This window comes from Pseudomonas sp. FH1, from assembly GCF_000510895.2.
Lineage (GTDB): Bacteria > Pseudomonadota > Gammaproteobacteria > Pseudomonadales > Pseudomonadaceae > Aquipseudomonas > Aquipseudomonas azotoformans_A.
The window spans coordinates 49,611-65,197 of sequence record NZ_AOHM01000004.1 but is presented as its reverse complement, the minus strand read 5'-3'; the positions used below and the strand labels follow the sequence as shown (position 1 = coordinate 65,197).

General features: G+C 56.0%; 12 protein-coding genes. 4 read left to right on the top strand and 8 right to left on the bottom strand.

All coding sequences use genetic code 11. The features are described from left to right. Genes H096_RS01850 through hrpB form a run of 4 tightly spaced genes read right to left on the bottom strand, consistent with a single transcriptional unit; the run spans position 1 to position 8,002 of the window. A complete protein-coding gene (locus tag H096_RS01850) occupies positions 1–2,043 on the bottom strand; it encodes a hypothetical protein (protein WP_033896463.1) in 2,043 nt (680 codons plus the stop codon). Continuing rightward, positions 2,040–3,974: a hypothetical protein gene (locus tag H096_RS34170; protein WP_143519838.1), complete on the bottom strand. Its 1,935-nt coding sequence runs from the start codon at positions 3,972–3,974 to the stop codon at positions 2,040–2,042. Before H096_RS34170 ends, H096_RS01850 begins: the two co-directional genes overlap by 4 nt. After that, positions 3,967–5,442, bottom strand: a complete 1,476-nt coding sequence (locus H096_RS01845) for a site-specific integrase (protein WP_033896462.1) — start codon at positions 5,440–5,442, stop codon at positions 3,967–3,969. The genes H096_RS34170 and H096_RS01845 overlap by 8 nt, the downstream gene beginning before the upstream one ends. A gap of 49 nt (positions 5,443–5,491) precedes the next feature. Next, positions 5,492–8,002, bottom strand: a complete 2,511-nt coding sequence (gene hrpB, locus H096_RS01840; RefSeq protein WP_033896461.1) for an ATP-dependent helicase HrpB — start codon at positions 8,000–8,002, stop codon at positions 5,492–5,494. Between the two features lie 110 nt (positions 8,003–8,112). Here hrpB and H096_RS01835 point away from each other — a divergent pair, with 110 nt between their 5' ends. Further along, positions 8,113–8,532 (top strand): hypothetical protein, encoded by a 420-nt coding sequence (locus H096_RS01835; protein ID WP_010206751.1) that lies wholly within the window; start codon positions 8,113–8,115, stop codon positions 8,530–8,532. 15 nt (positions 8,533–8,547) lie between these two features. Further along, positions 8,548–9,441 (top strand): cation diffusion facilitator family transporter, encoded by an 894-nt coding sequence (locus tag H096_RS01830; protein WP_033896460.1) that lies wholly within the window; start codon positions 8,548–8,550, stop codon positions 9,439–9,441. Here H096_RS01830 and H096_RS01825 read toward each other — a convergent pair. Beyond that, positions 9,438–10,514 (bottom strand): DUF6515 family protein, encoded by a 1,077-nt coding sequence (locus H096_RS01825; RefSeq protein ID WP_033896459.1) that lies wholly within the window; start codon positions 10,512–10,514, stop codon positions 9,438–9,440. The genes H096_RS01830 and H096_RS01825 overlap by 4 nt on opposite strands. A gap of 397 nt (positions 10,515–10,911) precedes the next feature. Between H096_RS01825 and H096_RS01820 the strand changes: the two genes are divergently transcribed. Both H096_RS01820 and H096_RS01815 read left to right on the top strand, forming a co-directional pair. Then, positions 10,912–11,391 (top strand): Lrp/AsnC family transcriptional regulator, encoded by a 480-nt coding sequence (locus tag H096_RS01820; RefSeq protein WP_003194418.1) that lies wholly within the window; start codon positions 10,912–10,914, stop codon positions 11,389–11,391. Between the two features lie 90 nt (positions 11,392–11,481). Then, a complete protein-coding gene (locus H096_RS01815; protein WP_025999909.1) occupies positions 11,482–11,691 on the top strand; it encodes a DUF2788 domain-containing protein in 210 nt (69 codons plus the stop codon). On the opposite strand, the gene H096_RS01810 is transcribed toward H096_RS01815, so the two are convergent. From H096_RS01810 to H096_RS01800, 3 genes are all read right to left on the bottom strand, one after another. Further along, the gene (locus tag H096_RS01810) at positions 11,686–12,321 is read right to left on the bottom strand and encodes a pseudouridine synthase (protein WP_033896458.1); all 636 of its coding nucleotides are present in this window, start codon (positions 12,319–12,321) and stop codon (positions 11,686–11,688) included. The genes H096_RS01815 and H096_RS01810 overlap by 6 nt on opposite strands. 71 nt (positions 12,322–12,392) lie before the next feature. After that, entirely contained in the window at positions 12,393–13,865 is a 1,473-nt protein-coding gene (gene amn, locus H096_RS01805) for an AMP nucleosidase (protein ID WP_162240105.1), read from the bottom strand. 66 nt (positions 13,866–13,931) lie between these two features. Next, positions 13,932–15,578 (bottom strand): acyl-CoA dehydrogenase family protein, encoded by a 1,647-nt coding sequence (locus tag H096_RS01800; protein ID WP_033896456.1) that lies wholly within the window; start codon positions 15,576–15,578, stop codon positions 13,932–13,934. Between the last annotated feature and the right edge of the window lie 9 nt (positions 15,579–15,587).

Here is a 15,587-nt window from a genome sequence, read left to right as displayed (position 1 = left end):
CTACACATCCTTATCAATAAAGCGCGCCTTAAAGCTCAGGAGTCGTTCAAGATCCCCATTGGCTACTTGATATTCTCCCGAACCATAAGAATATAGCGTTAACTCTTCAGTCATAGCCTCAATGGCATGGCCAACTTTTTCAGGCTGTATTATTGCGCCTTCACATATCAAACATTCTGTGAAATCACCAAGCAAAAAATAATCACATCGACCAACCTTAGAACAACCACCTAAAAAAGTTGGCCGATAGCTAATCTCGCAATTCTTCACACGAATCAAAGTGTCTGCCCTAACATCCTCAATGCATACTTCACCATTCTTCAAACGAGCTTTCTGTTTCTCAATATAAGACCCCGTGCCTCCGAACAATGGTGCTTCCCTGAACAGCACATCGGACAGCAGTTGATTCGCAACAGCCATCGGCATCCCCATCTGAAACTCCAACGCAACATGCGAGTTGGGCAAGACAAAGCCATTACTTTTCGGATCGTAGTATCCAAAAATAGTCTTTAGATTTTGAAACCCATTACTGTAATAGCGAGCCATTTCGAGAGTCACTTGTTTGTATTGCGACTTCAAACTGGGCAACGAAATAAATCCACTATTGCTACCATAGAAAGCTAATGAACGGCGAAACTGGTGACCTGTCAGCGGCCAAGAACGACCTACCGCAAACTCTGGCTCACTGTAAAAGTCACGCTTCGTATCAGTTTGCGCCAACTCCTGTATGTCAGAAAGCTCAATCCTGACACCTTCTATTAGAGGAATTTTATTATAAAAATTCCCTAACTTCCCCACACCAACATCGGTATTGCGTTTTCGAAGGACTGCGGGATTTAGAAATAATGGACAGTCATTATCCACATCAATTTTATAGATACTTGCTAGTCCTCGACAAATTGCCTGCGCAATTTTTACAGCCTTGACAACTTCGCTCGGCGCGAACCACGATTCTGATTTTTTGTACCCTGTAAATTTTGTGGTCGTCGACAGAACTGAGACTGATCTCGCCAAGTCGCGAGTCACTCCATTATCATCAACGACCTCCTTTAAATAGATCTCATCAGACAAACAATCATACTGCATGCGCAGCACCTCTTGCTCTCTCATGCCTGTGTATAAGTGAATTACGTTTTTTACAATGTATTGCATTTTCAATAGCGCAGGGCTCAACCCTCTTTTATGAGAACAAGAAAAAACTCCAGAAAAAACCTCATTCAGACAATGAGCCTGAAGCACCTCAGTCATAATTGGTCTGTAATTAGCCTTTCCGCCAGGCAACAGACTTTTCTGAACATCATGAGCGAGCCCATAGAATTCATCGCAAAACTTAGATACAAAGCACTCCAGGCTTTCTACGCCTCGGTGAATCTGATCAAGCATATCTTGGAGAACGTTTATTAGCTCCAAATAGATCCTAGTTGGAATAACCGGATGTTGATTAGGCTCATGTCGACGCAATTCAATATCACGCAAACTAATAACGCGATAACCCAATCGATCATCACCAACAGAAATTAAATTGGCAAGCAAAGCTGATAGCATTTGCGGAAAATGTGGCTGCGCCCTCTCAGCAATAAACGCTGCCAAATAGACCGGGGTACTGAAAAGTTGTTGCAAGGACAACACACCAACTAAAGGCTTTTGGATTTGCTCATAACAAAACAACACCGCGCTCCGCAAAACCACCCAGCGCTGCTCTAATGTCTTTGCACTCAACCGCCCCAGACGACCACCTCCTGCGAAATATGCAAGACAATAGATAATGTATTTCACCTCATCGATCAACGCTTTGTTTTCGGGACCAATCGACTTTAAAATCTTATCAAATCTAAACTTCGTGACCCTCGTCGCTCCAAGTCGATATGGATTAAAGTCCCATATCCACTCTTTATATATTGCCGTTGGCGTACCATGTTTATTTCGACACAGAACAAACTCAGATGAGGGTTTAAAGTTTATATCCAGCATTGCAGCATCAGGAGCAACGGCACCCAAATTACCCATGGCGGCATATAAACCACTTACCGCAGAGGCACTCAAAATACAACCCCCATTGCTTCATAGCGTTGCAGGCGTCGCTCCCAAAATGGCGTTAGCACCCCAAGATTAAATACTTTATTCCTCATGGCAGATACTAACTGCGAAACAGACTCCGAGCGATTTGCAATTGCCTCTAAGATAAACTCGACCCGAATGGATAAGTCCTTATAGAGTACTTCTGCGTGACCACTATCCTGAGCAGTATTGCGTACAGCGTTAACCACATAATGGAGACTTAATAACTTGTGAATATCATCTTCGTCGGCGTGACAGAAATAATGAGTGCAATACAAACAACCGTACTGATTACGACAATTCGGCTGAATCACCGGTGCTTCGGTATCGCTGACGGGAACTGGAAACCTGAACGAGTCACAATGACCAACGGCAATTGAGTCAAGTTTATCTGACGCTGTAACACTTCGCTCACGTACCATTTGAGCAGCTTTACGCACTGAATCCCAGTAAGTACCAAACTCACTTTCCTGCTGTTCAACAGTGGCTTCTGAGTACGACGAAATATTTACCCCACTGGAATGATTTAACGCCCGCGCAACTGTTTCCAGGGAGTACTTAGCCGCGTGATGAGCGGAACTTTTATGCTTACGCGCCTTGTTATAGGTTATTTTTGGATATTTGCCATCTACAAAAACGCCCGAAATCGATGAGTAAAACCTAGTTGCCGCAGCCCCGGCATCAAGATCAGAAAATGATAGACAAACAGCGCCTTTAGAAATCTTTATCTTGAAAAACAATCTATCAACATATTCTCCATTGAGAATCCAATCACGCAACTTAAAATACTCTCGAAGCAGTGTTAACCCTTTTTTTCGCCCTAAGACATATCCGGTCATCTTTCCTCTAGCACGAAATTTTACAGCCGTTAATTCTTTCTTCAATACTGACTTATCAATCCCCAGAGCATCCTCATAACTAAACTGTTCCAGTTCAGTAGGTGATGCACCTGTCATCAACATAAAAAGAGAAATATATGCTTTTACAGCAAAGGCGGCCATTTGCAACCGGACATAATTACGAGATTCAGAATTAGCAAATTCTACGCTAGCCTGCGCATCTGCTATAGCACGCTCTGCTTCACAAAGCCTAATTGTCTGACCTCTTCCAGCATATTTGGACATGTATTCTTCGACTGTTGCAACACGTCTTTCTGCCACGTTATAACAATCATGCCCCTGTCGAAAAGGACTATTCATTCCACCATTAGAAGGAAACTTAACAACTTCATAATTTCTTATCCGGACTACGCATGGAAATGGCTCTTGCTCAAGAATAAAATTACTGTAATCACGCGCAATGGCAATACATACGTCCGTAAAAAAGTGTACATCGGATTCTCTAGGCGGCTTTATTGCTTTTCTTTGCCTAGCAATTGGCACGGCACTACGAACTACATAATCCACTACTGATGAAAACTGGAGTCCAATTATGAACTGTAAGGTCTTCTGACATTTAGCGGCATGCTGAGGAGCAAAATCCCCTTTTCTGATTGAATCATTAAGATAAGATGTGTAGTCAGCGTATGCTCTAGATGCACAACTTACATCAGTAAAAACCTCCACATAACCATTGGCATTTAACCAATTCACGACAATGTGCAACACTCTAAACTGGGTTACTATCGAATTATCGCGCAAACCTATTAGAGAATCGAGGAGCTTCACCACTAGCTCACGCCTACTTTCCACAAGAGATGACTCGACAACCGATATAGTACCGGCATTGTCAAACTCCCTCGATCTAGCTTCGCCTCGCGTTGCATATGCGATACTCCCAATATCGATAGGCGACTTATACCCCTTTGCATTGGCAAGCTTTAGACGCAAGCGCTCCGGAAACACATGCTCCTGACTGATTTCATCTACCGTGATGACTTTTGTTTCACGAAATGACCAATCAACATGACTATTCATCTTGAGCACTCAGTATAAAACTTGAATAACTACCTAAAAATAGACTAGCCTCAAACTTTTCCTGCGCGACAGTTTTCTGAGGAAGCATCTTGAATAGTTGAAGGTAATGCTCTGTCATCTCTCGTGTGGCGTGGTGCATTCGCTCCATTATAAAATCAATATCATCTCCTGGACGCATAAGCCCCACAACAATAAGGGCCTGCAATCTTTGATAGAGCTGAAACCCAAAAGTCGCACGCAACCAGTGATACGAAAAGTCCTGAGGGTACTTATCAGATGTCTTTTGCAATATTTTTCGCTTTATTGTGTCTGTGACTTGGCCAATGGGTCTAGATTTGACAATAGGGTAGCGCGGATCATCTTTTGCCATGTAATAACACCCTCCCTGATCAGATAAAAAGACGTACATATCCTCGTCTTTTATCTGTATATTTGGGTAATATAAAGACAGAGCGGTTCTAAACTTATCTCGCCGTTGCCTCATCATCGGACTATCTCCAAGCACCCGTAACTCCTCAGCAAGTTGCTTTGGCACGTGCAAACGTTGGCTACGGTCTTTCTTGGTATCCATCCCTGTGCCTGGACCGGCATGTAACAGATAGGTGCCATCTAACTGCAGCCTTTCTGAAATGAACCCTTTTAGATGCTTTAACCGCATCGTAAGCACGGTCTGCTTACGGGCGCCAGTCATCAAAGCCGTCAACAGTATAAGACGTTCTAGTGCTGACCACTCCTCACCTTCAATAACCTTCAAAAACTCAGCCAGCTCAACATTAGACAAAGGACGAAGATCTTCGTTGTCCTCTCGCACATACCCTATTGATACCAGCCTTCCTGGAACCGTTGATTTAGTTTGACTACGCTTTTCAGCCGTAATCACCCTAGCGGCCCCGTAAGCATTTTTAATTAAAAATTTTACCTCCTTGACTGTATCTACTCGCTGCAAGTCAATGTCATGCCAATTGGCACAAACAAATCTATAGAAATCAAATACCACGCCTGTGTATTGATTTACGACTGCCGAACTACGCCCACTATGATTTATCAAATGAGCAAAATACTTATATGTAGGTCTCAACACAGGGCGACGCCCCGAAAAGTCGAGCCAGTTAAGTCCTTCGCTTTCACAGTAGATCAAGTAGTCTAATAATTTGCTGGCTCGACGGCGCAGATCATCGGTAGGCCTATTGCTTAACGTTTTATTTTCAATCAAGGATAAAAGGTATGAATTGGCTTCATGCCAAGGCTCACCTTCCTTATGAAACAGAAACGGGAGATTGTAGATATCTCCCGAGGTAAACGAAGAGCCGATTTCCTCAACCTGGTAGAGCTGTTTGGTTTCAGCCCCTTCAAGTACCGATTTAATTGAGTCAACGGGCTGGATACCGACATGCAGGGTCGCGAAGGCGCTCTGCGCGTGAGGGATGAGAACGAGGCGACCTTCGTAACGCCGATTTGAGTAGGACATGACTCACCCTCAAAGGACTGAGTCAACCCTAGATGTTAAGCGCTAAAAATCAAGGCTTCTTGTCAATGTCTTTCTTGTTAAGCGATTCGACCCAAGGGTCTAACTTATGGAATAGCTTGGGGTACCGCCCCTTCAAATCCTTCTTCACCTCGGCATAAGTACTGCGCCAGAAGTTCGCCAGATCCTGCGTCACCTGCACCGGCCGCCGCGCCGGGGATAGCAAATGCAGCTTCACCACTTGGCGGCCGCCAGCAATGCGCGGGGTGTCGGCCAGCCCGAACAGTTCCTGCAAACGCACCGCCAGGATCGGCGGCTGTTCGCTGTAGTCCAGACGCACTGACGAACCCGACGGCACTTTCACATGTTGCGGCGCCAGTTCGTCCAAACGTTGGGGCAGCGGCCAGGGCAGTAGGTTGTGCAGGAAGCTTGAGATATCCAGGTTGGCGAAATGGCTCAAGCGCGAGACTTTGCCCAGGTAGGGCATCAGCCAGTGTTCGAGGCTGGCGAGCAACGCCTTGTCACTGATATCCGGCCATTCGCTGGTTTTACCGGCGTCGAGTTGGCGCAGCAACATGACGCGGGCCTGCCATTGGCGCAGTTCCGGCGTCCACGGCAGCAGTTCCAGGCCTTTGCGGCGGACCAGGTTGACCAGTGCCTGGCTGCGGGCGGACTCATCGAGGCCGGTCAGCGGTTCGCGGCTGAGCACCAGTTCACCGACTTTGCGTTGGCGTTCGGCGCGCAGGACGCCTTCGCGTTCGTCCCAATCGAGTTGGTCGACGTTACGCACTTGCTCGGCCAGCACCGTGTCGAACAGCGCCGGATCAAAATCCGCCGCCAGGTAGATGCGCTCTTCACGCTGGCCCTGGCGGCTGCCCAGGTCAGCGATGACCAGCCAGGCTTGTTTCATCAGGCTGTCGGCTTCGGCGAACAGCGCCGCGCGGCCGTTGGCCAGGCGATATTCAGCACCGCCGGGGCGACGCTGCTGGGCGACGCGGTCCGGGTAGGCCAGCGCCAGCAAGGCACCGAGCCAGCGCGGGTGGTCGGGGTCGGCAACGGCTTGAGTGGCCTGGCCTCTTAAGTAACCACGATATTGTCGCGCCAGTTGCTTGGCCCGCTGCACGCCGCCTTGGGTGCCGCGTGCGCGTTCTTCGCCGGACAACAGCGCCAAGCGACTGTGCAAATCCGCACCACCACCGCGCAAGATATCGCGCTCTCCCAGCAAGGCGGCCACGTCACAGGCCGTCGCGGCCAACCCAAGATCCTGCCCGCGCAGCAGCAGGTGGGCGATACGCGGATGGGCCGGCAGCTCGGCCATTTTCTGCCCATGGGCGGTCAGTTTGTCTTCATTCAACGCACCGAGGCGCACCAGCAAGTCCTGGGCCTGGGCATACGCGGCGGTTGGCGGCACATCCAGCCACACCAGTTGATTGGGCGTGACGCCCCAGCGCGCCAGTTGCAAGGCCAGGCCGGCCAGGTCGGCGGCGAGGATTTCCGCACTGCCATAAGCAGCCAGGCCTTCGTGCTGGTCTTCGGACCACAGGCGATAACACACGCCCGGCTCCAGGCGCCCCGCCCGACCGGCGCGCTGGGTGGCGCTGGCGCGGGAGATGCGTTGAGTGTCGAGGCGGGTCATGCCGCTGCCGGGGTCGAAACGCGGCACCCGCGCCAACCCGGCGTCGATCACCACGCGCACGCCGTTGATCGTCAGGCTGGTCTCGGCAATGTTGGTCGCCAGCACCACTTTGCGTTTGCCGGCCGGGGCCGGGTCGATGGCGGCGCGTTGGGCGTTGAGGTCCAGTTCGCCATGCAGCGGGCACAGCAGCACATCGGTGCGTTCGCCGAGGGCGTCGGCCAGTTGCTGGTTGACCCGACGAATCTCCGCCTGCCCCGGCAGGAACACCAGCACGCTGCCGGTTTCGTCATGCAGGGCTTCGAGAATGGTCTGCACCACACGCGGTTCGATGAATTCACCGGGTTGATAGGGGCGCCCCCAGCGCATCTGCACCGGGAACATGCGGCCTTCGCTGCGCAGGATCGGCGCGTCATCGAGCAGACTGGCCAGGCGCTCGCCTTCAAGGGTGGCGGACATCAGCAGGATTTTCAGCGGTTGATCGTCGCGAAAGAGTTCGCGGCCGTTGAGGCTCAGGGCCAGCGCCAGGTCGGCGTCGAGACTGCGTTCGTGGAACTCGTCGAAGATCAGCAAACCCACGCCATCCAGCGCCGGGTCATCCTGCAGGCGGCGCGTGAGGATGCCTTCGGTGACCACTTCGATGCGTGTATTGGGGCCGACTTTGCTGTCCAGACGGATACGATAGCCGACAGTTTCACCGACCTTTTCGCCCAACTCACTGGCCAGGCGTTCGGCCGCCGCACGGGCTGCGAGACGGCGGGGTTCGAGCATCAGGATGGTCTGCCCGGCCAACCAGGGCTCGTTCAACAACGCCAAGGGCACGCGGGTGGTTTTACCGGCGCCGGGGGGCGCTTCGAGCACGGCTTCATGGCGATTCGCCAAGGCGTCACGCAGTGCAGGTAAAACTTCATCAATCGGCAACGAATTCATACTGGCTCCAAAGCAGAGCGGCGAGTATAACGGCGAACTGCCGAGTGCCGACGATGGTCTCAAGGCCATTGCTATATAGTCCCGTATCAACCGTGTTCAGGAGAGTCTCCATGCGTATCGCTTCCCGTGTCATTGGCGGTGTCCTCGCCGTCACCCTGCTGAGCCAATTGACGGCCTGCGGTTCGATCTTCTATCCGGACCGCCGTGGCCAGATCGACGGCAAGATCGACCCGACCATTGCCGTGCTCGACGCCGTGGGCCTGCTGTTCTATGTGATCCCCGGCCTGATCGCGTTCGGCGTGGACTTCGCCACCGGTGCCATCTACTTCGAACCGGGCAAGACCGCCCAGGTCGACCCGCAAAAACTTCACGAAGCCATCGGCGCCGACGGCAAGGTCGACAACGCCAAGCTGCAAAGCATCATCCAGAAAGAAACCGGCCGCAGCCTGCCGCTCGACGACCCGCGCATGATCCAGTTCAAGGGCAGCGTGCAACAGCTCGCCAGCCTGGGCCTGCAACCCGCCGCTTAAGGATTCGAGCCGCCTATGACCAGCAGTCCCGAACACGCCAGGCTCCTGCGCCTGGCCACCCGCGCCTCGGTGGGCGTGGCTTGTGCGCTGATCATCACCAAGGCCATCGCCTGGTGGCTCAGCGGCTCGGTGAGCATGCTCGCCGGGTTGACCGACTCGCTGCTGGACGGCGTGACCTCGCTGCTGAACCTGCTGGCAGTGCACTACGCCCTGCGCCCGGCCGATGACGATCACCGTTATGGGCACGGCAAGGCGGAGTCGCTGTCGGGCATGGCCCAGGCGCTGTTTATCGGTGGCAGTGCGGTGTTGATCGCGTTCCAGGCCTATCAGCGTCTGCAACACCCGGAACCGGTGGGCGCGCCGTGGTTGAGCATTGGTGTGATCGTGTTTTCCCTGGTGCTGACCGTGGCGTTGCTGATGCTGCAACACCGGGTGATCCGCGAAACCGGCTCCAACGCCGTGCGCGCGGACTCATTGCACTACCGCTCTGACCTGATGCTCAACGGCAGCATTTTGGTGGCGCTGGTGTTGGCGGGGTTTGGCTACCATCAGGTCGACGCCTGGTTCGGCCTGGGCATTGCCGCCTACATTTTGTGGAGCGCCATCCAGATCGCCCGTGAAAGCTTTGCGGTATTGATGGATGAAGAACTACCACCGGACGTCAGCCAGCACATGCTGGAACTGGCCCGTGGCGTACCGGGCGTCTTGGGCGCGCATGATTTGCGCACGCGGATTTCCGGCAGTCACTGGTTTGTGCAATTGCACCTGGAGTTGCCGGGGGAATTGACGCTGTCAGTGGCCCACGGCATCAGCGACCAGGCCGCCGATGCGATTCACAAGGCATACCCGCGCGCCGAAGTGCTGGTGCACGCCGACCCGCGGGAAGTGGTCACCGGCAATAAAACCTAGTACTGCACCTGATAACCACGACTGCTCAGGCAGTTGCCCTGGGCCTGGCGGTAGGTTTGCACCACCGCCGGATCGGGGGCGTAGGTGACTTGCTGCGGGTCGAAGCCACTTTGCTGCACGGCCCAGCGATAACAGTCATACCCGTCCTGCTGCACCTGGGCCGGTGACTGGCCGTTGGCGGGGTACGCCACCACGTCATAGCCATTGCCTTGCGGCGCGGGCTGCGGTGCCGGAACGGCGGCCGGCGGTTGCACCACCACGTACTGCTGGGAGCTGCTTTCGTAGGTGTAGTAGGAACCCGCCGCGAGGAAGAACAGCGCGCTGCCGATCCACACTTCACGCGCGTAGTCCGGCAAGTAATGCACACGGATGCCATAGGGCGGCGTCACCACCACATAGCGCGGGCCTTGCGGGCGATACCAATAGCCGCCGGAGTAGAAGTAATCCTGCCCACGGTAAGGCACGCGGTAATTGCGGTCGGGGAAGCGGTCGATCACGTAGCCTGGGCGATGTTGCGGGCCAGGGCCCCAGCCGTTGCCATGGCCGTCGGGGCGACCGGGCCAGCGGTTGTCGCCGGGATGACCATTGCCATTGTTGTACCCACCGCCATTGTTACCGGGACGTGAGCCTGGGCCGCCGGCTTCCCAGTGCTGGTTGCCGTCATTGCGTCGAGGGATGTCGCGGTAATAGCCCTGGCGTGGTTCCTGGGTCTGGCGCACGGTGTCCGGACGGCTTTGGATCGGCAAGTTATTTGAAGGCTGGGGTTGTGGCTGCTGCACTGGCCGCCCCTGCTCATTGCCTTGCGGACGCCCTTGCCATTGGCCACCACCGTTCTGGCCTGCGCGATCAAAATGCTGATTCTGCGGGCGTGGCTGGTTGTTTTCCGGCCGTGGCTGATTGTTCTGCGGACGCGGCTGTTCATTACCGCCCCCTGGCCGTCCGCCCTCCGGCCCTCTTTCATGCTGACCACCGCCCTCACCGCGCGGCCCGTTGTCCCGTTCGTCGGCCACTGCCTGGGCGCCAACGGTGACCACCAGCAAACCTACACCTGCCAAACGCCAGATGCGCTTCATGCTATTCCTCACTGCGGATTAGGGCCTGTCCATGAGACTGGAAAAGCCAGGCCCGGTTCTCGGACAGGTTATCAGCAGGCAAAAGAAAAGGGGTGACCCGTCGGCCACCCCTTGAGAACTTCGTCCTGGCTCAACGCTTTTGACGTTGGCTCACCTCACGCCGTCTTGTGGACAGTGTGCAGCCTGGAGGCCGGCTCAACCCTGCTGGGGTGGCGGCCGCAGCGGGCCTGATTGGGCGGGCTGCTTTGGACTGTTGTCCAGGCGGTGATTCTGTTGATAAAGATACCCGCCAGCGCCCGGCAGATGATTGCGAAGATTGCGTCAATAAACAGTGCTTGCGCAATTTTTAACCCTTCATGGATAATTAACCGCAATAGTTACGACAAAGGCCAACCCAATGAGCAAGCTTGACCGATACGACCTGAGTATTTTGGCGGAATTGCAACGTGATGCGCGGATCTCCAACCAGGAGCTGGCCGAACGCATCGGCTTGTCGCCGTCGCCGTGCTCGCGCCGGGTCAAGCAGTTGGAGGACGACGGTTACATCGCCCGCCAGGTCGCCTTGCTCGACCGCAAGATGCTCGGCCTGAGCCTGACCGCCTATGTATTGATCGGCATGGACCGCCACACGCCCGAACGTTTCGAGAATTTCGAAGCGGCGATCCGCACCCTGCCCCAGGTGCTGGAATGCAGTTTGGTGACAGGGATGGATGCGGACTATCAGCTGAAAGTAGTGGTGCCGGACATGGACCACTACCAGAAACTGCTGCTGGGACACCTGACCCGCATTGAAGGCGTGACCAGCGTGCGCTCCAGCTTTGTGCTGAACCAGGTGCTCAACAGCACCGAATTGCCGCTGACGCACCTGCGTACTTGAGGTGCGACTGACCGACGCAGGTCAATTCCCGCCCTGTGACGCTGCCTTATACTCGCCGCTTACTCCGTCGGAAAAGACCCCGTGAATAACATCGACCCCGCCCTCTTTGAAGAATGGATGATGACCGGCCTGGTCACCATCCTGATCATTTTCATGGGCTTTATCGTCTGGGACCTGGCGAAGAAGTCCAAGGCCGGGCGTTTTGGCTCGTTTATCCTGTTCTTCGTGTTGGGCTTGGGCGTGGCCGCGTTCATCATCAAGAGCGTGGTGATCGGCCTGATCGAGTCCGGCGCCTTATAAACGCGCCGGTACTTCCTTCCACTGGCCTTGATCCAGGCCGTCGATCGTCCACTCGCCAATGCGCACCCGCACCAGGCGCAAGGTAGGCAACCCCACGGCAGCGGTCATGCGCCGTACCTGGCGGTTACGCCCCTCGCGAATCACCAATTCAAGCCAGTATGTCGGTATATTTTTGCGAAAGCGCACCGGCGGGTTGCGTGGCCATAACTCGGGCTCATCCAACTGCCGTGCTTCGGCCGGTAAGGTTTTGCCATCATTCAACTCGACGCCATCGCGCAGGCGTTGCAGTTGCTCTTCGGTCGGTTCGCCTTCCACCTGCACCCAATAGGTTTTCGCCAGCTTGTGCTTGGGGTCGGCAATCCGTGCCTGCAACTGGCCATCGTTGGTCAGCAGCAACAAGCCTTCGCTGTCGCGGTCCAGGCGGCCCGCCGGGTAGATGCCGGGAATGTCGATGAAATCTTTGAGCGTCGCGCGTCCGCCTTCGTCGCTGAACTGGGTCAGCACGTCAAAGGGTTTATTGAACAGGATCAGTTTCGGCTCGGCCGGTGGCGCCTTGGCGACACGCCGCGCTGCGGAATACGGAGGTTTCACGCCAGGGCGGCGCGAATCGGGACGGGTGGGACGGGACATGGCTTCGGTACATCTAACAGTCAGGACCGACAATGCTAGTGGCCTGACCGTTAAATGACCATCCCAACCGCTTAGCGGAACGGCGGCTCGTCGAAGCTGCGCAGTTTGCGCGAGTGCAGCGAATTGAGTTCGGTGCGCAACAAATCCACCGCTTCGATGCCGATCTTCAAGTGCTGGCTCACTGCGCGCTCATAGAACGCGTTGGCCGAACCCGGCAGCTTGATCTCGCTGTGCAGCGGTTTGTCCGACACGCATAGCAAAGTACCGTACGGCACCCGCAAGCGATAACCCTGGGCGGCGATGGTGCCGCTTTCCATGTCCACGGCCACGGCGCGGGACAGGTTGATCAGCGGCCGTTCCTGGGCCCAACGCAGTTCCCAGTTGCGGTCGTCGTAGGTCAGCACGGTGCCGGTGCGCAGGCGTTTTTTCAGTTCTTCGCCTTTTTCGCCGGTAACGTTGGCTGCTGCTTGCTGCAACGCCATCTGCACTTCGGCCAGGGCCGGGATCGGGATGTTCGGCGGCACCACGCGGTCGAGAATCCCGTCGCGGCGCATGTAGGCGTGAGCCAGTACATAGTCGCCGATGGTCTGGGATTGGCGCAGGCCGCCGCAGTGACCGATCATCAGCCAGCAATGCGGACGCAGCACGGCCAGGTGGTCGGTGATGTTCTTCGCATTGGACGGACCGACGCCAATGTTGACCAACGTCACGCCGTGGCCGTCAGTGGCTTGCAAGTGATAAGCCGGCATCTGGTAGCGATGCCACACCACCCCGGCAGCAATGGCGGAGGCCTCGCCGTGGTCCATGCTCTTGTCGATCACCACGTTGCCCGGCAGCACCATGCGGATAAAACGCGGGTCGCTGCGCAATTGCTCCAGACCATGCAGGATGAACTGGTCGACATAACGGTGGTAGTTGGTCAGCAGGATCCACGGCTGCACATGGCGCCAATCGCTGCCGGTGTAGTGCACCAGGCGGCGCAGGGAAAAGTCCACGCGCGCCGCATCGAACAGCGCCAGGGGCAGTGGGTCAGTGTTTTCCCAGTCGTACAGGCCATCGGCAATGCCATCGGTGGCGGCAGACAGATCGGTACTCGGGAACACACGGGCCAGGGTCGCTGCGGTCACGCCGGAGCCGGCCAGTTCATCGCCCTGCTCCACCACGTACGGGTACGGGATGTTCTGTTGGCTGACGCCGACTTCCACCGTCACGGTGAAGTCGTGCATCAGCGGCACCAGTTGCTCCAGCAGGTATTTACGGAACGCCGCAGGATGGGTGACGGTGACGCTGTAGGTTCCCGGCAACTGAACCTTGGCATATGCGCGAGTGGTCTGTGGGACTTCGCCGTGGCAGTGGTAGGTCAGGCGCAGTTCCGGGTAGCGAAACAGCGCACGTTGCTCGGCGTCGGGTTCGACGCGGTCCTTGAGGTATTGCTTGAGGGCTTGATTGAGCGCGCCCGTGGCGCGCTCATGCAGGGCCGCCAGCCGATCCACGGCTTCTTCGGCGGTTTGAACGACAACAAAAGCTTCGGTCACGGTAAGCATCCTGTGTTCTGACGTGCAGGCCTTTATCTTGCCTGTATCCCCGTCAGACGCAAACTTTGAATGCAATCAACAAGGTGTGGACCTGGCGACAATCGCCGCTACATCCACACCTCGCGGCAACGTGCCATACACCCGACCGGACGATTCGCCCAAGCGACTGGCGATAAACCCATCGCTGACTGCCGCATTGCCGGCTTCCAGCAACAGCTTGGCCTGCAACGCCACCGCGATGACTTCGGTGAGCTGCCGCGCGCGGTATTGGATGTCCTGGGTGTCCATAAAGGCTGACTTCAATTGCTCGATATGCCGCGCCAGTAGCTTGTCGCCATGCCCATCCCCCAGCTCGACAAACAGCGCTTCCAGCACGCCCGGCTCTTTTGACAACGCGCGCAGCACGTCCAGGCATTGCACGTTGCCGGAACCTTCCCACGTCGAATTCACCGGCGCCTCACGGTACAGGCGCGGCAAGATGCTGTCCTCGACGTACCCGGCACCGCCCATGCACTCGGCGGCTTCGTTGATCATGGCCGGGGCGCGTTTGCAGATCCAATACTTGCCCACGGCTGTCACCAGCCTGGCGAACTTGGCTTCCTGCTCATCGCCCAAATGATCCAATGCGCGGCCCATGCGCATGCTCAGGGCCAGCGCGGATTCGCTTTCCAGCGCCAGGTCCGCCAGCACGTTTTGCATCAAGGGTTGTTCACTGAGTACCCGGCCCCCCACCGAACGGTGGGCACAATGATGGCTGGCCTGGGTCAGCGCCTGGCGCATCAATGCACTGGAACCGACCATGCAATCGAAGCGGGTCATGGCAACCATCTCGATGATGGTCGGCACGCCACGCCCTTCTTCACCGATCATCCAAGCCAGGGCGCCACGGAACTCCACTTCGCTGGAGGCATTTGAGCAGTTGCCGAGTTTGTTTTTCAGGCGCTGGATGTAGAACTCGTTGCGCGTGTCATCCGGGCGGTGCCGGGGCAGCAGGAAGCAGGTCAGCCCCTTGTCGGTTTGCGCCAGGGTCAGGAAGGCATCGCACATCGGCGCCGAGCAGAACCACTTGTGGCCCACCAGTTCATACGCCTGGCCCGGACCGCCGACGCCCACCGGGTAGGCGCGAGTGGTGTTGGCGCGCACGTCGGTACCGCCCTGTTTCTCGGTCATGGCCATGCCGATGGTGGCGCCCGCCTTGTGGGCGATGCCGACATTGCGCGGGTCGTATTGGGTATTGAGGATTTTCGGCAGCCAGGTCTTGGCCAGGTCCGGTTGCAAGCGCAGGGCCGGGACACAGGCGAAGGTCATGGTCAGCGGGCAACCGGTGCCGGCTTCAGCCTGGCTGTGCAGGTAGGTCATGGCGGCGCGGGCCACATGGGCGCCGGACTGCGGATGCGCCCAAGGCAGCGACGGCAAGCCATGTTCGACGGCGGTGCGCATCAGTTCGTGGTAAGCCGGGTGAAACTCCACCAGGTCGATGCGATGACCATAACGGTCATGGCTGCTGAACACCGGTTTGTTCTGGTTCGCCAGGAACCCCGCTTCCATCAGCGGCCCACCCGCCAGCGCACCGTAGGCATCGATACGCGCCTCTGCCCAACCCGCGCCAAAGCGGCGCGACCAGTCTTGCAGGGGTAAATCGATACGGTACAGGTTGGTGCCGTCCAGGGACGGTGGCTGGTTGGTGACGTCGTGGGTTTCGGCAAACTGATGCAGGTTCATGACGGGCCT

Excerpts from the sequence above, each read along its gene's own strand:
- H096_RS34170 (WP_143519838.1), bottom strand. The coding sequence starts at position 3,974 with ATGAATAGTCATGTTGATTGGTCATTTCGTGAAACAAAAGTCATCACG.
- H096_RS01845 (WP_033896462.1), bottom strand. The coding sequence starts at position 5,442 with ATGTCCTACTCAAATCGGCGTTACGAAGGTCGCCTCGTTCTCATCCCT.
- hrpB (WP_033896461.1), bottom strand. The coding sequence starts at position 8,002 with ATGAATTCGTTGCCGATTGATGAAGTTTTACCTGCACTGCGTGACGCC.
- H096_RS01835 (WP_010206751.1), top strand. The coding sequence starts at position 8,113 with ATGCGTATCGCTTCCCGTGTCATTGGCGGTGTCCTCGCCGTCACCCTG.
- H096_RS01830 (WP_033896460.1), top strand. The coding sequence starts at position 8,548 with ATGACCAGCAGTCCCGAACACGCCAGGCTCCTGCGCCTGGCCACCCGC.
- H096_RS01825 (WP_033896459.1), bottom strand. The coding sequence starts at position 10,514 with ATGAAGCGCATCTGGCGTTTGGCAGGTGTAGGTTTGCTGGTGGTCACC.
- H096_RS01820 (WP_003194418.1), top strand. The coding sequence starts at position 10,912 with ATGAGCAAGCTTGACCGATACGACCTGAGTATTTTGGCGGAATTGCAA.
- H096_RS01810 (WP_033896458.1), bottom strand. The coding sequence starts at position 12,321 with ATGTCCCGTCCCACCCGTCCCGATTCGCGCCGCCCTGGCGTGAAACCT.
- amn (WP_162240105.1), bottom strand. The coding sequence starts at position 13,865 with ATGCTTACCGTGACCGAAGCTTTTGTTGTCGTTCAAACCGCCGAAGAA.
- H096_RS01800 (WP_033896456.1), bottom strand. The coding sequence starts at position 15,578 with ATGAACCTGCATCAGTTTGCCGAAACCCACGACGTCACCAACCAGCCA.